This window comes from Denitratimonas tolerans, from assembly GCF_037203605.1.
GTDB lineage: Bacteria > Pseudomonadota > Gammaproteobacteria > Xanthomonadales > Xanthomonadaceae > Denitratimonas > Denitratimonas tolerans.
The window spans coordinates 1-19817 of record NZ_JBBDHC010000010.1; the positions used below are offsets into that span (position 1 = coordinate 1).

The following is a 19817-nucleotide window of genomic DNA, read 5'->3' on the forward strand; positions in this document are numbered from 1 at the left end:
ACATCGAGACATCACCAAACCTTGTTACGTCCCATCCCCATGAGAGCGTGAGCGCGACAGCGGCGGATCCTTCCGCATGAGCCCGGGCATCCTTGCCCGGACTTCAATAGCTGACCGCGACCCTCCACCCTCTCCCTGGTGAACATAGCGCTGTGGCACCACCCGATCCCATCCCGAACTCGGAAGTGAAACGCAGCCGCGCCGATGGTAGTGTGCTTCGCGCATGCGAGAGTAGGTCATCGCCAGGGCCTTGTGCCAAAACCCCGCAGCTCACGCTGCGGGGTTTTTCTTTGCGCGCGCTACGGGGCGCATGCGGCAGCGGCGTGGCTGCCGATGCGTGCGCCACGCTGCGAGCCACTACAATCATGCGATGGATGTTTCCCACCTGCTCGACGGGCTCAACGCCGCCCAGCGCGAGGCTGTAACGGCCACTGATCGCCACCTTCTCGTCCTTGCCGGCGCTGGATCGGGAAAGACGCGCGTGCTTGTCCATCGCATCGCCTGGCAGACGCAGGTAGTCGGGGTGCCGCCCTGGGGCGTGCTCGCGGTCACCTTCACGAACAAGGCCGCGCGCGAGATGCGGCTGCGCTGCGAGGCGCTCATGCCGGATGGGACACGCGGCATGTGGATCGGCACCTTCCACGGCATCGCCCACCGCCTGCTGCGGCAGCACTGGCAGGAAGCGCAGCTGCCGGAGACCTTCCAGATCCTCGACGCCGATGACCAGCTGCGGCTGGTGAAGCGGGTGATTGCGGACCTCGGCCTGGATGACCGCCGCTATCCGCCACGCCAGGCCGCCTGGTTCATCAATGCGCACAAGGACGAGGGCAAACGTGCCGACGCCATCCAGGGCGGGCATCCGGGCACGGATGCATTCCTTTCGATCTACCGGGCCTACGAGGAGGTGTGCCAGCGTGCCGGGCTGGTGGACTTCGCCGAACTCCTGTTGCGCAGCCACGAGCTGCTGCTGCGTGAACCCGGGCTGCTGGGGCATTACCGACAGCGCTTCGGCACGATCCTGATCGACGAGTTCCAGGATACCAACGCCCTGCAGTACGCCTTCGTCCGCGTGCTCGCCGGCGACACCGGCTCGGTCCTGGTGGTGGGGGACGATGACCAGTCGATATACGGCTGGCGCGGGGCGCGGGTGGAAAACGTGCAGCATTTCCTGCGCGATTTCCCGCAGGCGCGGATGATTCGTCTGGAGCAGAACTACCGTTCCACCTCCAATATCCTGGCAGCGGCCAACGCGGTCATTGCGAACAATCCGGGGCGTCTGGGCAAACGCCTCTGGACCGAAGGGACCGATGGAGATCCGATCGACGTGTTCGCCGCGCACGACGAGAACGACGAGGCGCGCTACGCGGCCGCGCGCGCCCGCGAGTGGATCGACGGCGGTGGGCGGGCATCCGATTGCGCCATTCTCTACCGATCCAACGCCCAGTCGCGCGCTTTCGAGGAAGCGCTGATGCAGGCCGGCCTGCCGTATCGCGTTTACGGCGGCGTGCGCTTCTTCGAGCGCGCCGAAGTCAAGGATACGCTTGCCTATCTGCGGCTGCTTTCCAACCGGGCCGACGATGCGGCTTTCGAACGTGCGGTCAACACGCCGCCGCGCGGCATCGGGGCGCGCACGCTCGAGCAGGTTCGCGCGCGCGCGCGCGACGAAGGAATTTCGCTCTGGGATGCTGTCAGGCGCGAAATCGACGGTACGCGGCTGGCGGCGCGCGCGCGCCATGCGCTTCGGGGATTCGTTGAACTCATCCAGTCGCTGGCACAGGAGACCGTGGATCTCGATCTGGCACCGCGCATCGACCACGTGCTTGCCGCATCCGGCCTGCGGGCTCATTACGCCAACGAGTCGCGCGGCCTGATGGACGCGCGTACCGACAACCTCGACGAGCTGGTGACCGTGGCGAGCCGTTTTGCGCGCAGCGATGACGATGCGACTTCGGATGTTCTCATTGCCTTCCTGACTTATGCGGCGCTGGAGGCCGGCGAAGGCCAGGCCGAAGCCTGGGAGGACGGCGTGCAGCTGATGACCCTGCATTCGGCCAAGGGGCTGGAGTTTCCACAGGTGTTCCTGGGCGGGATGGAAGAAGGCTTGTTCCCCGCGCAGCGCTCGATGGAGGAACCCGGCCGGCTGGAGGAGGAGCGACGCCTCGCCTACGTCGGCATCACCCGCGCACGCGAGTGCCTCATCCTGTCCTGGGCCGAGTCGCGGCGCATCCACGGTATCGATACGCTGGGCGTGCCTTCGCGCTTCCTGCGCGAGGTGCCGCCCGCGATCCTGCGCGAGGTGCGTCCACGCATCAGCCTGGTGCGCCCGGCATTCGTCCCGGGGGCGCGGGCGGCAGCGGCCGGCGAGGTGCCGAATGGGGCGTTCGGGTTGGGTCAGCGTGTGCGCCACCCGAGCTTCGGTGAAGGCACGATCATGGACGCCGAAGGTTCCGGTGCGCACGCGCGGGTGCAGGTCAACTTCGAGGAGGCGGGCGCGAAATGGCTGGTGCTGGCGTTCGCGCAGCTGGAGGCGCTGGCTTGAATCGGCGCGCAGTTCCGGCCCCGCAGGCTTGACGGACCGCGGTCCCCGTGCCATAAGTCACGCCGCTTTGGCGCCCCGGTGCCGAACGCGTGAAGGGGAGTAGCTCTTCGCTGTCGCGTCGTCAGGACGGATCGCAGGTCGATCCCGGTGCGGCAGGCGGCAGGCCAGTGGCCTGACGCGAGCAAGACCTTCGCCGGCGACGGCGGAGGTGTGTCCGGAATTCGGGCCCCGACCGCCTTGCGGTCGGGGCTTTCGCTTTCTGGAGACCACGGATGCACACCATCGGCACGCCCTTAATGTGGGTCGCCTTCACCGTCATCGTCATCATCGCCCTGGCGGCGGACCTGTTCGTGCTGCGCAGCAAGGGACCGCACAAGGTCGCCACGAGCGAGGCGCTGAAATGGAGCGCGGCATGGATCGCGCTGGCGCTGTTGTTCAACGTCGGGCTGTGGTGGTATCTGCGCGGGCCGCTGGGTGACGAGCAGGCCAAACATATCGCGCTGCAGTTCTTTACCGGCTATCTGGTGGAGAAGGCGCTGGCGGTCGACAACATCTTCGTGTTCCTGATGGTGTTCGGGTACTTCGCGGTGCCGCCCGTACAGCAGCAGCGGGCGCTGATTTACGGAATCATCGGGGCGATCCTGCTGCGCACGGTGATGATCTTCATCGGCGCGGCGCTGATCCAGAAGTTCGACTGGGTGCTGTACATCTTCGGCGCGTTCCTGGTGTTCACCGGGGTGAAAATGCTCTGGGGCGTGGGCGATGAGCCGGACATCGGCAGCAATCCGGCGCTGACCTGGATCCGCAAGCGTCTGGCGGTGACATCCGAATACCACGGCACGCGCTTCGTGATCCGCGAGAACGGCACGCGCTGGTTCACCCCGCTCTTTGTCGTGGTGATGATGATCGGCATCACCGACGTGATTTTCGCGGTGGATTCGATCCCCGCGATCTTTGCCATCACCGATGACCCGTTCATCGTGCTCACTTCCAACGTGTTCGCGGTGCTCGGGCTGCGCGCGCTGTTCTTCGTGCTGGCGGGCATGGCCGACAAGTTCCACCTGCTCGCCTACGGCCTGGCGACGGTATTGATCTTCATCGGCGTGAAGATGCTGATCATGCATTTCTGGCATATCCCGATTGGCGCGGCGCTGGTCGTGGTGGCGCTGGCGATCGGTACATCGATGGTGGCCAGCGTCCTGTTCCCGCCGAAAAACAAGGAAGTCGACTGAGGCCTCGGCACCGCTGCCGTCGCCCGAACGGGCGCGGCGCGCAGCAGCGCAGCCTTGCAATTCCCGTCGCGCGACCACAGACAGGGGACTTGTCCCTCCGGAACCGCGCACGATGGATGTGCCACTCAACCAGCCGTTGCCCGATCCGCACGAACAGACGCGGCTGGATCGAGGGCGCTTCCTGCGCGCGCTGCTGCTCAGCGCCGGCTTCATTACCGTGCTGTGGTGGATCAAGCTGGTCGAAACCTGGCTGGGCGTATCGTTCTCGGCGCTTGGCATCTTCCCGAAGGCCGCCACCGGGCTGGTCGGCATCCTGACCGCGCCGCTGCTGCATGGGTCGGTGGGGCATCTGATCAACAACACCCTGCCGCTGCTGGTGCTGGGGACGCTGATGCTGTCGATCTATCCGCGCGCGGCGCTGCGCTCGATCCTGCTGGTGTGGCTGGGTTCGGGCCTGGTGGTGTGGATCATCGGGCGGCTGTCCTACCACCTGGGCGCGAGCGGCCTGAGCCACGGGCTGATGTTCTTCCTGTTCATTGCCGGCGCGCTGCGCCGCGACCGGCCCGCGATCGCGGCGGCGATGATCGCGTTCTTTCTTTACGGGGGCATGCTGCTGACCATTCTCCCGGGCGAGCCGGAGGTGTCGTGGGAAGCGCATATGGGCGGCGCGTTCTTCGGTGCTTTGGCCGCCGTGCTTTTCTTTCGCCTCGATCCCGCGCCGGCGGGCAAACGCTACAGCTGGGAGGATGACGAGCACGAGGCGGACGCGCTGGAGGAGGCGCTGGCGGCCGAGGAGCGCGGCATGTATGAGCCGCCGCCGCCCGAGGGTGTGCCGGTGCTCTGGGTGCGTCCGGAGGCGCCCACGGGACATGGGGCGGGTGCCGACGTCATCCCGTTTCCGCCGCGCCGGCCCGCGTCGCCCGATCCGCCGGCACAGTGACGTGCTTCAGGCCGGCAGGAATGGGCCGCCGGTCGCACCGCTTCGGGCCATCCCGTGCGATAATTTCGTCTTGGCACGCGCAGGTACGCGCGAGCGCCGACAAGCGATGTGCCGCGATGGAGCGCAGTGAGGAAGCCGCGCTGCGGGCGTCGACTCAGGCCAGACCAGGCCGGGTACCGGATGAATGCTTCCGTGCCTGGCGTGGGATGGGTTCGGAACACTCCAGTGTGATGGACGCAGGAGGCCGCGTGATTCTCGCGGCAGGTCTCCGGCTTGCGGCGTTCTTTCGATCACTGTAGCGTTCGGCGGCTTTGTTGCCGCGTTTCCAGACAGGATTGCCGTGTTCCAGAATGTTTCCATTGCCAGCCTCGCGCATATCGATGCCCCATGCCGGCTCACCTCCGCGGAGGTCAACGAGCGCCTGCGCCCGATGCTGGATCGCCTGGGTATCCGCGTCGATGTGCTGGGCGATGTCGCCGGCATCCACGCGCGCCGCTTCTGGGCCGAGGGCGTCGAGGTCTCCGATGCCGCCACGCTGGCGGCGGAAAAGGCGCTTGCCGAGCTGGACGTGCCGCGCGAGAAGATCGGCCTGCTGGTGAGCACCTCGGTCAGCCGCGAGTACCTGGAGCCGTCCACGGCCAGCATCGTTGCCGGAAACCTCGGGCTGGCGGATACCTGCCAGAACTTCGACGTGGCCAACGCCTGCCTCGCCTTCCTCAACGGCATGGATATCGCCAGCCGGATGATCGAGTGTGGCGAGATCGAGTACGCGCTGATCGTGGACGGCGAGTCCGCGAACCTCGCGTATGAAAAGACCATCGAGCGCCTGCTGGCCCCCGATGTCACGGACGAGCAGTTCCGCCAGGAACTGGCGACCCTGACGCTGGGCAGCGGCTCGGTGGCAATGGTGCTGGCGCGCCGCGATCTGGCACCGGATGCGCCGCAGTACAAGGGCGGCGTATCGCGCGCCGCGACGGAATGGAACACGCTGTGCCGCGGCAATCTCGATCGCATGGTGACCGACACCCGCATGCTGATGGTGGAAGGGGTCAAGCTCGCCACCAAGACTTACCAGGCCGCGCGGCAGGCGCTGGGCTGGGTGGCCGACGAGCTCGACGAGTTCGTGATCCACCAGGTCAGCCAGGTCCACACCAACGCGCTGGTGAAGGCCATCGGCATCGATCCCAAGAAGGTGTTCACGATCTTTTCCGAGTACGGCAACATCGGTCCGGCCTCGGTGCCGATCGTGCTTTCCAAGCTCAAGGAAATGGGGCGGCTCAAGAAGGGCAGCCGCATCGCGCTGCTGGGCATCGGCTCCGGGCTGAACTGCTCGATGGCCGAAGTGGTGTGGTGAGGCGCGCCATGCGCCTGTCCCGGCTCCCGTTCCCGCGCTGATGGCCGCCACGCGCATTCCCGGTTTCGAGCGCGTCGATGCGGCGCTGGTGCGCTGCGGCATCGGCATCGATGCCTCCGAATTGCAGGGGCTCCTGGCCGGCTATCTGGCCGCGGGTGGACCGCTGACGGCCTCCGATTGGCTTGCGCCGCTGCAGCTCGAGGCGGATGCCCGCCGGGTAGCCGCCGATCCGGATCTGAACGACCTCTTCGAAGGTACCCGCGAGGCGCTGGACGACGGCGAGTTCGGCTTCGACCTGCTGCTGCCCGAGGAATCGGCACCGCTGGGCGAGCGCATCGATGCGCTGTTCGATTGGTGCCGCGGCTTCCTCTCCGGGCTGGCCCTGGTGCCCGAACGCCCCGCGCTTTCGCCCGAGGCGCAGGAGGCCTTCGATGATCTCACCGGCATCGCCGCCTTCTCGGTCGACGAGGGCGAGCAGGACGAGGACGCGCTGGTCGAGATCACGGAGTTCGTGCGGGTCGCGGTGCTGCTGATCCACGGCGATGCACGCTCCGCGCCCGGGCGCGGAACGCGGCTGCACTGAGCATGGTCGCGAGCGCACCCGCGATCGCGCCTGCGGAGTTTGCGCGCCGCCGTCGCCAGCTCATGCGCATGGCCGGTCCCGAGGCCATCCTGATCCTGCCCGCCGCGCCGCTGCGGGTGCGCAGCAACGATTCCCACCATCCCTATCGCCAGGACAGCGACTTCTGGTACCTGACCGGCTTCGAAGAACCGGAGGCGGTGCTGGCGCTGGTGCCCGGTCGCGCCGCCGGCGAGACGCTGCTGTTCTGCCGCGAACGCGATCCGGAGCGTGAGGCCTGGGACGGCGCGCGTTTGGGGCCGGAAGGGGCGGTCGAATCGCTCGGCATCGACGATGCCTACCCGTATACGGACATGGACGAGATCCTGCCCCGGCTGATCGAGGGGCGGACCCGGGTCTACTACCATTTCGGCCGCGACACCGAGTTCGACCTGACCCTGATCGGCTGGGTCAAGCGGGTGCGCGCGATGGCCCGCCAGGGCGCGCAGTCGCCGCACGAGTTCCAGGAACTGGGACACCTGCTGCACGACCTGCGGCTGTTCAAGAGTCCCGGTGAGCGCCGGCTGATGGCCGAGTCCGCGCGCATCGCGGCGCTGGCGCACGTGGATGCGATGCGCGCCACGCGGCCGGGTCGCTTCGAGTACGAGATCGAGGCCGAACTGCTGTATCGCTTCCGCCGGCACGGTGCCGTGCCCTCGTATGAACCGATCGTGGGCGGCGGTGCCAATGCCTGCGTGCTGCACTACCGCGCCAACCGCGCGCTGCTGGCCGATGGCGACCTGCTTCTGATCGATGCCGGGGCCGAGCTGCAGGGCTATGCCTCGGACATCACCCGCACCTTCCCGGTGAACGGGCGCTTCAGCCCGGCGCAGCGTGCGCTCTATGACGTCGTGCTGGCGGCCAATCGCGCCGCCCTCGACGTGGTCCAGCCGGGTGCCTCCTGGGCGGCCATGCACGATGCGGCGACGCATGTCGTGACCGAGGGGCTGCTGCGCCTCGGGCTCCTCAAGGGCACGCTGCGGCAGTGCCTCAAGGAGCAGGCTTGCCGGCGTTTCTTCATGCACAAGACCGGCCATTGGCTGGGTCTGGATGTGCACGACGTGGGCGAGTACCGCATCGACGGCGAGTTCCGCGTGCTGGAGCCGGACATGGCGTTCACCATCGAGCCGGGCCTCTACATTGCGCCCGATGCGCCGGGGGTTGCGGCGAAGTGGCGCGGCATCGGCATCCGCATCGAGGACGATGTGGTGGTTACGCGGCAGGGAGCGAAAGTGCTCAGCGACGGGGTACCGCGCGATCCGGATGCGATCGAGGCGCTGATGGCGGGCGAGTGACGCGGCGCGTCGCTCCAGCGGTGCCGACCGGCTATGCTGCGACCGGCCCCTCGCCGGAAACGTTGCTTCCCATGCGCTGCCACGTCTACAGAAGCCGCTTGCGCCCCGATACCTACGTTTATCTCTCCGAGAAGGACGGTTTCGACGCGCTGCCCGAAGCGCTGCGGCTGCGCCTCGGCGCGCTGGAGCCGGTGATGGAGCTCGAGCTGACGCCGGAGCGTCGGCTGGCGCGCGCCGATGCGGTGATGGTGATCGAGGCGCTGCGCACGCGCGGCTGCTACCTGCAGCTGCCGCCGCCGATGGAGGCGCGCGGTCCATGAACACGATGGCCGCACGCGAGGAGCCGCGCGCCCTGGGGTGGCGCCTGGTCGGGTTCCTGCCGGCCGTGGCGCTGGCCCTGCTGCCGCTGCTGCATCCGCACCTGGCCCTGACCTTGGCGCCGACGCTGGCCGTGCCGCTCTATCTGATCGCTGCGGCAGCTTGGTTCGCGACATCCGACCTTCCGTCTTTCGCTGCGGTGTTTTCAGCGCAGCTGCGCGGTGGCCTGTGGCGAAGCTGGCTCGCGCTGGCGGTGCTGGGTGCGGCGCTGGCCTGGCCGGCCGCACGGCTGGCGCAGGGCGGTGATCTTGCCTCGGCCTTGGCCTTCGGCCTGGTGGTGGGTGTAGCCCTGGTGCTGGCCTGGCAGCGCGCGGCGCTGCCGGCGCAGGCACTGATGCAGTCCCGGGATACGCTGCTGGGCATCCCGCATGATCATGCGGGCGAAGCGACCCGTGGCGGCGCAGCCGGCTGGATCGCGGCAGGGAGCCTCGTGCTGTTGGCGCTCTGTGCCCTGGCTCTGGCCTTGCCGGCGCTGTGGCCCTCGGTGGCGATCTTCCGGAGCGGCGTGGTCGCCCACGCGCTGATCCTGGCACCGCTGCTGGCGCTGCTGGCGCTGTCGGCGTCCCGCCGGCAGCTGGCGCGCGCGCAGGGCGCACTGGCCGATCGGCTGGCCGAGGCCGCCGCGGCCCCGGTCGCGGCGCGCACCTACACGCCCGGCCCGGGCGTGAACGCCGCGCTCTACGAGGCAGCGCGCGCCGGCCAGGTGGCCGAGGCGCTGCGGCTGCTGGACATGGGTGGAGATCCCTGGTCGCTTCCTGCCGCGGATGCGCGCGACCAGCGCACCCTTCCGATGCTCGCGGCCGTCCTCGGCGACCTGCGCCTGCTGCGCGCCTTGATTGGTGCCGGCGTCGATCTCAACCTCGCCCACGCCGGGTTGACGCCGCTGATGGCCGCCGTGCGCGACAGCTACCACGGCCGGCCCGATGCGGTGCAGATGCTGTTGACCAACGGTGCCGATCCGCGACCGATCGACGACACGGGCCAGACGGCGCTGCACGCGGCCGCGCGCGCCGCGGATCCGGCCATTGCCGCCCTGCTGCTGGATGCCGGGGCACCGCTGGATGTCCTCGATGCGCAGGGTGCCAGCCCGCTGGGCGTGGCGGCCGCGCTGGGCAATCTCGACGTGGCGCGCTACCTGATCGAGCGCCGCGCCGCCGTCGAGCCGCGCGGTGGCGATCCGGCCGTGGTGCTGGCGGCGACGCGCGAGGACGACGATCCGGCGATGCTGCAGCTGCTGCTTCGCCATCGCGCCCAGGTCGATGCCCGCGATCGCCTCGGGCGCACCGCGCTGCACGCCGCCTGCCTGCGCAACAACCATCGCATTGCCGCTGCGCTGCTGGCCGCCGGTGCGCACGCCGACATCGCCGATGGCCAAGGCGTCACGCCGCTGCTGGAAGCGGCGCGGTCGGGTTCGCTGGCCTGCGTGGAGTGCCTGGCCGATCACGGGGTCGATCCGGGGGCCTGCGATCACAGCGGGCGCAACGCGCTGGCGATTGCCTGCCATGCGACGGCGTGCGATACCGCGACGGTCAAGGCCCTGCTCGCGCTGGGCGTCGATCCGCAGCGGCCGGCGGCCGATGGGCGGCGCGCGATCGACTACGCGGTCGCTGCCGGGCGCTGGGCGCACGTGGCCCTGCTCGATCCGGGCTATGTGCTGCCCGCCTGCCTGGCGGAAACCGACGAAGAACTGGTCGATGCGCCGCCGCTGACGCGCCTGCGCCTGGCGCTGGAGCGGGAGAACTTCGATACGGCGAGGCAGTTGCTGCCGTTGGCGACGGCTTCCGGTTCCGAACGCGCCGCGTTGTTCCTCGATCTCGCGCCGCGCCTCGGACGCGGCGCGTCGCGGGTGCTGGCGGCGCAGCTGGACCCGGATGCCACCGATGAGGAAGGCATGCCGTTGATGTCCCGCCTCCTCGCGCTGGGGCCGGCGGCTACTGCCGGCCTCGTGGCCCTGCTGGAACGTGGGTCCTCGCCGAGCGGGCGCGGCACGCTGGCGCGCTACCTCAACGCGGCCTTGCTGGATGCCCGCGATCGCCCCGACGGTGAAGATGTGGCCCTGCTCCTGCTTTCCCGCGGTGCCGATCCCTTCGGCGCGGACAGCGGCGGCACGCCGCCGCTGCAGCAGGTGCTCCGACTGGGCTGGCGACGCCTGTTCGACCAGCTTCTGGCGTTGGGCGTCGATCCGGAAGCGCGCGACCTGCACGGTGCCACCGCGCTCCTGCAGGCCTGCCAGCTCGACAGCGAATGGGCGGTGCGGCGGCTGGTCGCGCACGGCGCACAGCCCTCCACCCGCGGCCCGGATGGGCAGACCGCGCACGGCCTGGCGCTCGCGCTGGGCCACGGTCACCTGGTGCGCTGGCTGGACTGGTCGCAGTGGCGGCTGCCGCGCCGCAGGCTTCGGGGCAGCGACCTGGTCGCCGCCGCGCAGGTGGGCGATGCGGCGGGCGTGTCGCGGCTGCTGGATCTGGGCCTGGATCTGAATGCCACCGATGCCCAGGGCTGCACCGCGATGCTGCGCGCCTGCGGCGGTGGCCACGTCGATCTCGTCCGCGACCTGCTGGCGCGCGGGGCCAATCCCGATCTCACCGCCAATTCCGGCGCGACCTGCCTGAGCGTGGCCTTGACCGCGCGCCAGATCGAGGTGGTCTGGGCGCTGGTGGAAAGCGGCGTCTCGGTCGAACAGCGCCTGCCCGGCGGCATCACGCCGCTGATGATCGCCGCCGCGCTCGGGCAGGGGCAGGCGATCGTCGCCCTGCTGGCGCACGACGTCGACGTCCAGGCCGCGGATGCGCACGGCGGCACCGTTCTGCACGCGCTGGCGCAGTTCGGCTTCGGCGCGCGCGACGCCGAAGCGGTCAGCGTGATCTGGGAGTCGCTGCTCGCTGCCGGTGCCGACGCCGATGCGGTCAATGGCGTCGGGGAAACCCCGCTCCTGCTGCTGCTCGGTGCCAGCTTCGAGCCGGGCACCGCGTACCGGGAAGACGTGATCCTGGCCCAGCTCGATGTGCTGCTGCGGTACGGCGTGGGGCTGGGCGCGCGCGAGCGGCGCGGCTTCGGGCCGTTGCACCTGGCGGCCCTGCACGGCATGGGGCGCGCGGTGCGCCGCCTGCTCGCCGCCGGTGCCGATCCCAACCTGCGCGACACGCTCAACCGCCGTGCCGGCGAGGTCGCGCTGGTGCGCGGCTATGTGGACATCGCCTCGGAATTCGTGCACCGGGAACCCACGCCGCCCATCGCGCGATTCCTGCGCGAACCGCGCGAGTAGCGCCCCCTTTCCGCGCGCCGTTCGTTCGGCGCGGCGGCATTCCGGGCCTCGACGGGTTCCTGTCTTCAACCGGAGGCTTGGCCGGGGACGACGCGGGTCGATTCAGCGTCCGCCGCCACCGCCACCGCCACCACCGCCGCCCGAGGAACCACCACCGCCGCCGCCCGAAGAGCTGCCCGGTGGCGTGGACGCCGAGGCGATGGAGTTGGTGAGGCTGCCGCCGATGGATGAGACCATGCTGTCCAGGTTGGAGAAGGAGCCGCCGCTGTACCAGCTGATCGCTCCGGTCGTGGCCGCCGCCGCGGCGGCACCGACGGCGAGGGTGAACTTGCGCGTCCAGGCTTCTTCGACATCCAGCGCCACGGCGTAGGGCAGGAGGCGCTCATAGCGATCGGCATCGAGCGCGGGTGGCGCATCGGGGCCGGGCAGGTTCTTCAGCTCGTCGCGCTCGGCCACGCGCAGATAGGTGCGCAGGCCCTCGATCTCGTCCAGCAGGCGGCGGCCCTCGGCGGTGGGGGCCGCGATCAGGATTCCGAAGGCGATCAGGCTCGCCAGCATCACGACACCGGTCAGGAGGATGACCGGAATGCCGGAGCCGCCCGACAGCGCGAGCGCGGTCACGGCGAACGTCAGGGCGATCAGCAGGGCGCGGCCCCAGGTGCCGAGGTTTTGCTTGTAGTAGCGGTCGTCGATGTGCCTTTTCAGCGCCTTGGTATGGTGGTCCTTGGCGGCCATCAGCGCGGTGCGATTCTTCTCGTCGAATTCGATGTTCGACCCGGGCTGCGGCAGCAGGTTGGCGAGCAGGGTGGCGGCGATGACGGGCGACTCGCCGCCGGGACCGCCGTGGGTGCGCGTGGCCGTCCAGATGTCGCGTCCCGACAGCAGCCGGCCCACGAACCGCTTGACGCCTGCCGGCGCTCCGGTGGCGTCGAGCTTGTCGGATAGGCGATCCAGCGCGCTGTCGCGGTGCAACCGCAGCTTGCCATGCACCGCAAGCAGCAGGAGGTCGCCGGTGAAGCAGCGTACGTCGTAGGCGCACTTGCGCTCCAGGAAGCGCAGTTCCGAAGGCGAGCGCCCGGCGGGCGGGTCGTAGCGCGCGATGACGACGCCGGCGCGCGGATCGCGGCCGATCCGCCACCAGCGCGTGATGCAGTAGTACCACAGCGCGATCAGCCCGAGCAGCGCGATCAGCACGCCGAGGTTGTCGCGCAGCAGCCAGCCCGCGCGCTCGGCACGGGTGGGTTCGGGCAGCAGGCCCTTGGGAAAGCCGAGCACGATGGTGAAGCCTTCCTGCGGAGCCAGCGGTGCGGTCAGGTGCCAGCGCGCGAGGCCCGGCTCGACGAGGGTGGCGGTGTAGTCCTGCCCCTTCGCGCCCTGCGGGCCGGTGTAGCCCTCGGCGCTCATCTGCGCCATCGGCACCGGCTCGGGCAGGCGCACCTCCACCTGGGCCGCGTCAATGGGGAACGCCCAGCCGGTGCCGATGGCGTTCCAGTAGAGCTCGTCGTGCTCGGCGAAGAAGCCGATCTGGCGCGTGGTGCGATAGCGCAGGGTGAAGCGGATGTCGGCGGGCACCGGCAGGAAGTCGTCGTTGCCGGTGTTGATCCGCACCCCGTTGGAGAGGTTCTCGGTGAACCACGGCTCGGGCCGGCCGTCGCGCTCCACGCCCAGCACGTCCAGCGCCACGACGACCCGGTTGCCGGCGCGGTCGCGGTAGCGGGTGGGGAAATCGCGGTAGATGCCGCGCCGGATCTGACTGCCTTCGGCGCGCACGGTGATGTTTTCCGTCACCTCCAGACTGGCATCGGGCTGGATGGCCACCTCGATGCGGTAGTCGAGGATGCGCTCCTGCGCGACGGCCCCCGCACTGGCGGCCAGCAGGAGCAGGACGACGGCCAAGTGGCCGATGGATCGGGCAAAACGCATCACAGCTGTACCTCCGGTGCCGTTCGGGTGGGGGCTTCCGCCTGGAAGAACTCACCTGGCAAGAACGAAAAAACACGGGCAATGAGGACATCGGGGACGCGCTGGATGGCGTCGTTGTAGTCGCGCACCGCGCCGTTGTAGAAGCGGCGGGCGTACTGGAGCTGGTCCTCGACCGCGACCAGATCGCGCTGCAGCTGCGCGAAATTCCCGCTGGCCTTGAGCTCGGGGTAGGACTCGCGCAGCGCCAGCAGGCGGCCGATGCCGGCTTCCAGCTCGGTTTCCGCGCGCCCTTGCGGGGTCGGCGTGGTCGCGCTCATCGCGCGGCTGCGCGCCTGCGCGACGGATTCCAGCGTCGCCTGTTCGTGTCCGGCATAGGCCCGCACCGCAGCCACCAGGTTGGGTACCAGGTCGTGCCGGCGGTGGAGCTGCACGTCGATATCGGCCCAGGCCGTGCGCACCTGGTTGCGCAGGCGCACCAGCCGGTTGAACGCGATGGCCACCCACACCAGCACGCCCGCGATGAATGCGAAAACCACCCAAGCCATGCGCGTTCTCCCCGGCGCGGTGAGGGTAACGGAGATGACGCCAGTCGCGCCGGTACGTGACCCGTCGCGGCTGCATTGGAGCGTTACAGCGCGTCGGCGTCCAGTTCCCCGGTGCGGATGCGGATCACCTGTTCGAGCGCGGAGACGAAGATCTTGCCGTCGCCGATCTTGCCGCTGTTGGCCGAGCGCTGGATGGCGTCGATCACCCGTTCCAGCTGATCCTCGGTGACCGCCACCTCGATCTTCACCTTGGGCAGGAAGTCGACCACGTACTCCGCGCCGCGATACAGCTCGGTGTGCCCCTTCTGGCGGCCGAAGCCCTTGACCTCGGTGACCGTGATGCCGGTGACGCCCGCTTCGGACAGGGCCTCGCGCACGTCGTCGAGTTTGAATGGCTTGATGATGGCCATCACCATTTTCATGAGTGCTGCTCCCTTCCTTCGGGCTAGGATTTTTCCTAGGCGATTCTAGTGCGTCCTCCGACGGCGGCAATGCCGGGCGCGTGACAGGATGCGGTAAACCCTTCCGGAGTCCCGATCATGGTGAACCTGCAGTTGGCCGATGACCTCGCGCAGCGCCTGGGCGCGCTCTTGCCACCCAGCCTTGCCGATGCGCGCGCCGATCTCGAAAAGACCTTCCGCGCCGCGCTGCAGGCGGGCCTGCAGCGGCTTGAGCTTGTCACGCGCGAAGAGTTCGAGGTGCAGCGCGCGCTGCTGCTGCGCACCCGCGCCCGGCTGGAAGCGCTGGAATACGCCATCGCGATGCGCGACAGCCTGGAGGCAACCCCCTCCGCCTGATGCGGACTCAGTCCGGCGGCGGAATCCGCACCAGCACCTGCGGGCGATGGTAGGCGACGTGCCCGGTGCGCGGGTTGAGGATGGCGTACTGGGGGTTTTCCGGCGTGGCGTGGTGGCGATAGCCGTGCACCAGGAATTCCGCCTCGTGCACCGCCACGATGCGACCATGCACCCGGCCCGCCTCCGAGTTCCACTGCACCCAGTCATCCACCTTGAACGCACGTTCCATTGCCGCCTCCACCCGATTCCACCGGACCTGGCCACATGACGCCCACTTTCTACACCCTCGGACACTCCAACCGCAGCATCGAAGCCTTCATCGGCCTGCTGGAGGATTCCGGCGTGCGCGGCGTGGCCGACGTGCGCGCCTTTGCGCACTCGCGCGCGATGCCGCAGTTCGATGGCGAGGCGCTGGGCGCGGCACTCGCCGCACGCGGGCGTGCCTACCGGCACTTTCCCGCGCTCGGCGGGCGGCGCTCGCGCGCTGTCGGTGTGGCTCCGGAGGCCAATGCCTGGTGGGAGAACCGCAGCTTCCACAACTATGCCGACTACGCCACCACGCCGGCCTTCCGCGCCGGCCTGGCCGAGCTGATGGCGTGGGAGGGCGGCCATCCGGCCGCGGTCATGTGCGCCGAGGCGGTGTGGTGGCGCTGCCACCGCCGTATCATCGCCGATTACCTGATGGCCGCAGGCTGCGCGGTGTTCCACCTCCTGGGCGAGGGTGCGGTAAAGCCCGCGGAGCTGACGCCCGGCGTCGTGGCGCGCGGCGACGGCGCGCTGCTGTATCCGGCCGCCGCGGAGCCGGCACCGTGAGCCTTGCGCTGGTCCACAGCCGTGCCCAGACCGGCGTGCAGGCACCGGAAGTGCGGGTGGAGGTGCATATCGCCGGCGGCCTGCCGGCGGTGTCGATCGTCGGTCTGCCCGATGCGGCGGTGAAGGAAAGCCGCGACCGCGTGCGCGCCGCGCTGGCCTGTTCGCAGCTCGAACTGCCGCAGCGGCGCATCACCATCAACCTGGCACCGGCGGACGTTCCCAAGGACGGCAGCCGCTTCGATCTTCCGATCGCGCTGGGCATCCTCGCCGCTTCCGGCCAGCTGCCGCGCGAGGCGCTGCGCGACTGGGAGTTCCACGGCGAGCTGGCGCTGACCGGCGAATTGCGTCCGGTCGAAGGCGCGCTGCCCGCCGTGCTGGCCGCCGCCCAGGCCGGCCGGCAGATCATCCTGCCGCTGGAAAACCGCGCCGAAGCCTCGCTCGCGCAGCACTCGGGCGCGCGCTTCGCCCGCACCCTGCTGGAAGTGTGCGCGCTGCTGCAGACCGGGCGCGAACTGCCCGGGCCGCTGCCGGAAACCGCCGTCGCCGAAGTGGATGCCTCGCTTCCCGATCTTTCCGACGTGCGCGGCCAGCCGCAGGCGCGCCGCGCGCTGGAAGTCGCCGCCGCCGGTGGCCACAACCTCTTGATGATCGGCCCGCCGGGAAGCGGCAAGTCGATGCTGGCGCAGCGCCTGCCGACGCTCCTGCCTTCGATCAGCGACGCGGATGCGCTGGAATGCGCCGCCATCGCCTCGCTCGCCGGGCAGCGGCCGGACCTTGCGAACTGGCGACGCCCCGCATTTCGCGCGCCGCACCACACCGCCACCGCCGTCGCCCTGGTTGGCGGCGGCGGCGCGGCGTCGCTGCGCCCCGGCGAGATCAGCCTGGCGCATCGCGGCGTGCTGTTCCTGGACGAGCTGCCCGAATGGGAGCGGCGCACCCTCGAAGTGCTGCGCGAGCCGCTGGAATCCGGCCGCATCGTGATTTCGCGCGCCGCACGCCAGGCCGAGTTTCCCGCGCGCTTCCAGTTCGTCGCCGCGATGAATCCCTGCCCCTGCGGCTGGGCGGGCGATCCGAACGGGCGCTGCCACTGCAGCCGCGAGCAGGTCGCCCGCTACCGCGCGCGCATTTCCGGGCCGCTGCTGGACCGCATCGACATCCAGATCGAAGTGCCGCGCGTGCCGGCGGCCGATCTGCGTCCCGAGGCACCGCGCGGGGAGACCAGCGCCCGCGTGCGCGCCCGTGTCGAAGCCGCCCGCGCGCGCCAGCTGCAGCGCGCCGGAATGGCCAATGCCGCATTGCCGCAGGCACGGACCGATCGCGACTGCGCGCTCAGCCCGAACGATCGCCTCCTGCTCGAACGCGCCATCGACCAGCTGCATCTTTCCGCGCGCGCCAGCCAGCGCATCCTGCGCGTGGCGCGCACCATCGCCGACCTCGCCGGCACCGACGCCATCGGCACCGCGCACCTGGCCGAGGCCATCGGGTATCGGCGGATGGAACCGGCCGGCTGATCCTGGTCAAGAACATCTGAAAACGGGCATCATTGACCGAAGCACGCGAGTACCATCGCGCCTTTCGTTTCGGGGAAACATCAATGCGCACCCTCGCCTTTGCCGCCATGGCGGCTGTTGCGTGCGTGGTCTTTTCGAGCGCCAGCGCCGAAGAATGGATGGTCGAGGCGCACTGGCCGGACCGCGCCGCGCTGCACCGCGCCACCGCGCAGCTGCAGCATGCCCAGATCGACGCCGAGCGCCAGCTGCTGCGGGTGGATGTGGATGAGGCCGGCATCGCGATGCTCGAGGCCGCCGGGCTCACCGTGGGCATCGATCTGGCCGGCACCGCGCAGCTGCGCGATTTCCGGAAGTCGATGGATGTCGCGCTCGCGGCCGGCACCCGCACGCTCAGCGCTGGCGGCTATCCGTCGATTCCGGGCTTCGCCTGCTACCGCACGGTGGAGGGTGCCTACCAGACCATGGACGACCTCGCGCTCGCTTATCCGCAACTCGCCGCCGTCGGCGGCATCGGCCCGAGCTGGGAGAAGAGCCGGAACCCGGCGAACGGCCACGAAATGCGCGTGCTGCGCCTGACCAACTTCGACACCCTCGCATCCGATCCGCAGCGCCCGGCCTTCGTCGCCTACGGTTCGATCCACGCGCGCGAGTACACCCCGGCGGAGCTGCTCACCCGCTTCGCCGAATGGCTGGCGACGGGCTACGGGATCGATCCGCAGGCCACCTGGCTGCTCGATCACGTCGATTTCCACCTGATCCTCATGGCCAATCCGGACGGCCGCAAGAAAGCCGAGACCGGGCTGTCCTGGCGCAAGAACACCAACAACACCAACGGCTCGTGCGGCAGCACCACCTACGGCATCGACCTCAACCGCAACTTTCCCTTCCACTGGAACACCACCGGTGGGCAGGGTTCGAGCGGCAATGCATGCGCCGAAACCTATCGCGGCCCGACTCCGATGTCGGAGCCGGAGACCGTGAACCTGGTGACCTACGTCGCCGGCACGCGCGGCGCGGGCGGGGTGTATTCGGGCGGCGTGCTGCAGGACCGCCGGCCGGACGACACCACGACGCCTGCGCCGGACGACTATCGTGGCCTCTTTTTCGACGTGCACAGCTATTCGAAGCTGGTGCTGTGGTCCTGGGGCGATGTCTACACCGCCGCGCCGAACGACGCCGCGCTGCGCACGCTCGGCCGGCGCATGGCCTGGTTCAACGGCTACACCCCGCAGGCGGCGGTGGAGCTGTATCCGACCGACGGCACCACGGACGACACCTTCTACGGCCTGCTGGGCGCGCCGTCCTACACCATCGAGCTGGGCACCGCCTTCTTCGAGGGCTGCGCCAGCTTCGAATCGAGCACCTATCCGATCAACCTCGCCGCGCTGCGCTACGCCGCGCGCGCGGCCCATGCGCCGTACCGGCTGCCCTACGGGCCGGACACGCTGGCGGTGACGGCATCGCCGGAACTCGTGGCCGAAGGCGACCCGATCCGCCTGAGCGCGTCACTGCACAGCGGCCGCTTCAACCAGTCCAACGGTACCCAGGCCACCTATCCGATTGCCTCGGCGGCGGCCTATGTCGGCACGCCGCCCTGGGCGAGCGGCGCAGCCGCCATTCCGCTGGCCGCCGCGGACGGCGCGTTCAACGCCACCCAGGAGACGGCGACCGGTTCGCTGCCGACCGCGGGACTGGCCGACGGTCGCTATCTGGTGTTCGTGCAGGGCACCGACAGTCAGGGGCGCGCCGGAACGCCGGATGCGGCCCTGGTGGATGTCGCGCCCGCCGCGCAGATCGCCGCGCTCGCCGGTACCGTGACGGCGCTGGTGGACGGTGCGCCGCTGGCTGCCAGTGTCACTGTGCGCAATCCGGTGACCGACGAGGAGCGCGTCGCGCAGTCCAGTGCCGCCGACGGCAGCTATCTGCGCACCATGCGCGCCGGCACGGTGGACGTGCGCGTCAGCGCGCCGGGCCATCTTGCCGAAGAGCTCCACGGCGTGGCGCTGGCCGGCGGGCAGCAGCAGGTGCGCGACTTTGCCTTGCTGTCCGTGTGCGAGCGCCTTTTCGACGACGTGGAGCAGGGCGGCGCGAACTGGAGCGCGCAGTCGCCCTGGGTGATCGGGACCGGCATCGGCGGCCACGCCGACATGGCCTGGCACACGCCCGGCTACCCGAACAATGCCAGCGCCTCGCTGACGCTGGCGGCTAACCTGGACCTGTCCGGCTACGCCGACGCGGTGCTGGAGTTCGAGGACCGCTGTGCCACCGAGGCCAATTACGACGTTGGCCGGGTCGAGTACAGCAGCAACGGCGGCGGCAGCTGGACCGAGGTCTACAGCTGCAGCGGCCGCACCGCCTGGCAGGCGAACCGGATCGAACTGCCCGCGGCGGCCGGCGGCAGCGCCTTCCGTCTTCGCTTCCGGCTCCAGTCGGATGCGTCGGTCAATGCGGCCGGCTGGGCGGTGGACAACATCCGCCTCAGCGCCGGCGGCCAGGCCTGCCGTGATTCGCAGACTCCGCTCGGCGATGCGATCTTCGCCGACGGCTTCGGGGTCGGTCCAGGCTGACCCCGATCCGGCGGCACGGCAGCGTGCCGCCTCGTCGTC

Annotated in this window: 16 protein-coding genes and 1 rRNA gene; 13 read left to right on the forward strand and 4 right to left on the reverse strand. The window is 69.7% G+C overall.

The features are described from left to right. Positions 1–134 precede the first annotated feature (134 nt). The 9 genes from rrf to WB794_RS08130 all read left to right on the forward strand — a co-directional run bounded on the left by rrf (position 135) and on the right by WB794_RS08130 (position 11622). Positions 135–248: ribosomal RNA gene (gene rrf, locus WB794_RS08090) — 5S ribosomal RNA — on the forward strand. A gap of 122 nt (positions 249–370) precedes the next feature. Next, on the forward strand, positions 371–2539 hold the full coding sequence (uvrD, locus tag WB794_RS08095) for a DNA helicase II (RefSeq protein WP_337335348.1): 2169 nt from the start codon (positions 371–373) through the stop codon (positions 2537–2539). Positions 2540–2811: 272 nt separating this feature from the next. Beyond that, positions 2812–3771: a TerC family protein gene (locus WB794_RS08100; RefSeq protein ID WP_337335349.1), complete on the forward strand. Its 960-nt coding sequence runs from the start codon at positions 2812–2814 to the stop codon at positions 3769–3771. Between the two features lie 112 nt (positions 3772–3883). Further along, the gene (locus WB794_RS08105; protein ID WP_337335350.1) at positions 3884–4711 is read left to right on the forward strand and encodes a rhomboid family intramembrane serine protease; all 828 of its coding nucleotides are present in this window, start codon (positions 3884–3886) and stop codon (positions 4709–4711) included. Between the two features lie 340 nt (positions 4712–5051). Further along, positions 5052–6065 carry a 3-oxoacyl-ACP synthase III gene (locus tag WB794_RS08110; protein ID WP_337335351.1) on the forward strand — a complete coding sequence of 338 codons (1014 nt, stop codon included), beginning with the start codon at positions 5052–5054 and terminating at the stop codon, positions 6063–6065. Positions 6066–6105: 40 nt separating this feature from the next. Continuing rightward, the gene (locus WB794_RS08115; RefSeq protein ID WP_337335352.1) at positions 6106–6648 is read left to right on the forward strand and encodes a UPF0149 family protein; all 543 of its coding nucleotides are present in this window, start codon (positions 6106–6108) and stop codon (positions 6646–6648) included. 2 nt (positions 6649–6650) lie between these two features. After that, positions 6651–7979 (forward strand): Xaa-Pro aminopeptidase, encoded by a 1329-nt coding sequence (gene pepP, locus WB794_RS08120; RefSeq protein ID WP_337335353.1) that lies wholly within the window; start codon positions 6651–6653, stop codon positions 7977–7979. A 71-nt stretch (positions 7980–8050) separates the two neighbouring features. After that, positions 8051–8299: a YcgL domain-containing protein gene (locus WB794_RS08125; protein WP_337335418.1), complete on the forward strand. Its 249-nt coding sequence runs from the start codon at positions 8051–8053 to the stop codon at positions 8297–8299. Further along, complete coding sequence (locus WB794_RS08130; protein ID WP_337335354.1) at positions 8296–11622, forward strand: ankyrin repeat domain-containing protein; 3327 nt, start codon at positions 8296–8298, stop codon at positions 11620–11622. Before WB794_RS08125 ends, WB794_RS08130 begins: the two co-directional genes overlap by 4 nt. 102 nt (positions 11623–11724) lie before the next feature. On the opposite strand, the gene WB794_RS08135 is transcribed toward WB794_RS08130, so the two are convergent. From WB794_RS08135 to glnK, 3 genes are all read right to left on the reverse strand, one after another. Further along, complete coding sequence (locus WB794_RS08135) at positions 11725–13545, reverse strand: DUF2207 domain-containing protein (protein WP_337335355.1); 1821 nt, start codon at positions 13543–13545, stop codon at positions 11725–11727. Continuing rightward, a complete protein-coding gene (locus WB794_RS08140) occupies positions 13545–14090 on the reverse strand; it encodes a LemA family protein (RefSeq protein WP_337335356.1) in 546 nt (181 codons plus the stop codon). Before WB794_RS08140 ends, WB794_RS08135 begins: the two co-directional genes overlap by 1 nt. A gap of 83 nt (positions 14091–14173) precedes the next feature. Then, complete coding sequence (glnK, locus tag WB794_RS08145; protein ID WP_337335357.1) at positions 14174–14512, reverse strand: P-II family nitrogen regulator; 339 nt, start codon at positions 14510–14512, stop codon at positions 14174–14176. A gap of 117 nt (positions 14513–14629) precedes the next feature. On the opposite strand from glnK, the gene WB794_RS08150 reads away from it, so the two are divergent. Beyond that, complete coding sequence (locus WB794_RS08150) at positions 14630–14887, forward strand: accessory factor UbiK family protein (RefSeq protein WP_337335358.1); 258 nt, start codon at positions 14630–14632, stop codon at positions 14885–14887. A 7-nt stretch (positions 14888–14894) separates the two neighbouring features. On the opposite strand, the gene WB794_RS08155 is transcribed toward WB794_RS08150, so the two are convergent. Next, on the reverse strand, positions 14895–15116 hold the full coding sequence (locus WB794_RS08155) for a hypervirulence associated TUDOR domain-containing protein (protein WP_337335359.1): 222 nt from the start codon (positions 15114–15116) through the stop codon (positions 14895–14897). 35 nt (positions 15117–15151) lie between these two features. Between WB794_RS08155 and WB794_RS08160 the strand changes: the two genes are divergently transcribed. From WB794_RS08160 to WB794_RS08170, 3 genes are all read left to right on the forward strand, one after another. Next, positions 15152–15700, forward strand: a complete 549-nt coding sequence (locus WB794_RS08160; RefSeq protein WP_337335360.1) for a DUF488 domain-containing protein — start codon at positions 15152–15154, stop codon at positions 15698–15700. Further along, positions 15697–17211: a YifB family Mg chelatase-like AAA ATPase gene (locus WB794_RS08165; RefSeq protein ID WP_337335361.1), complete on the forward strand. Its 1515-nt coding sequence runs from the start codon at positions 15697–15699 to the stop codon at positions 17209–17211. Before WB794_RS08160 ends, WB794_RS08165 begins: the two co-directional genes overlap by 4 nt. An 83-nt stretch (positions 17212–17294) precedes the next feature. After that, positions 17295–19778: a M14 family zinc carboxypeptidase gene (locus WB794_RS08170; protein WP_337335362.1), complete on the forward strand. Its 2484-nt coding sequence runs from the start codon at positions 17295–17297 to the stop codon at positions 19776–19778. Positions 19779–19817: the final 39 nt, after the last annotated feature.

Excerpts from the sequence above, each read along its gene's own strand:
- uvrD (WP_337335348.1), top strand. The coding sequence starts at position 371 with ATGGATGTTTCCCACCTGCTCGACGGGCTCAACGCCGCCCAGCGCGAG.
- WB794_RS08160 (WP_337335360.1), top strand. The coding sequence starts at position 15,152 with ATGACGCCCACTTTCTACACCCTCGGACACTCCAACCGCAGCATCGAA.
- pepP (WP_337335353.1), top strand. The coding sequence starts at position 6,651 with ATGGTCGCGAGCGCACCCGCGATCGCGCCTGCGGAGTTTGCGCGCCGC.
- WB794_RS08115 (WP_337335352.1), top strand. The coding sequence starts at position 6,106 with ATGGCCGCCACGCGCATTCCCGGTTTCGAGCGCGTCGATGCGGCGCTG.
- WB794_RS08170 (WP_337335362.1), top strand. The coding sequence starts at position 17,295 with ATGCGCACCCTCGCCTTTGCCGCCATGGCGGCTGTTGCGTGCGTGGTC.
- WB794_RS08140 (WP_337335356.1), bottom strand. The coding sequence starts at position 14,090 with ATGGCTTGGGTGGTTTTCGCATTCATCGCGGGCGTGCTGGTGTGGGTG.
- WB794_RS08130 (WP_337335354.1), top strand. The coding sequence starts at position 8,296 with ATGAACACGATGGCCGCACGCGAGGAGCCGCGCGCCCTGGGGTGGCGC.
- WB794_RS08150 (WP_337335358.1), top strand. The coding sequence starts at position 14,630 with ATGGTGAACCTGCAGTTGGCCGATGACCTCGCGCAGCGCCTGGGCGCG.
- WB794_RS08100 (WP_337335349.1), top strand. The coding sequence starts at position 2,812 with ATGCACACCATCGGCACGCCCTTAATGTGGGTCGCCTTCACCGTCATC.
- WB794_RS08125 (WP_337335418.1), top strand. The coding sequence starts at position 8,051 with ATGCGCTGCCACGTCTACAGAAGCCGCTTGCGCCCCGATACCTACGTT.
- glnK (WP_337335357.1), bottom strand. The coding sequence starts at position 14,512 with ATGAAAATGGTGATGGCCATCATCAAGCCATTCAAACTCGACGACGTG.
- WB794_RS08155 (WP_337335359.1), bottom strand. The coding sequence starts at position 15,116 with ATGGAACGTGCGTTCAAGGTGGATGACTGGGTGCAGTGGAACTCGGAG.
- WB794_RS08105 (WP_337335350.1), top strand. The coding sequence starts at position 3,884 with ATGGATGTGCCACTCAACCAGCCGTTGCCCGATCCGCACGAACAGACG.
- WB794_RS08135 (WP_337335355.1), bottom strand. The coding sequence starts at position 13,545 with ATGCGTTTTGCCCGATCCATCGGCCACTTGGCCGTCGTCCTGCTCCTG.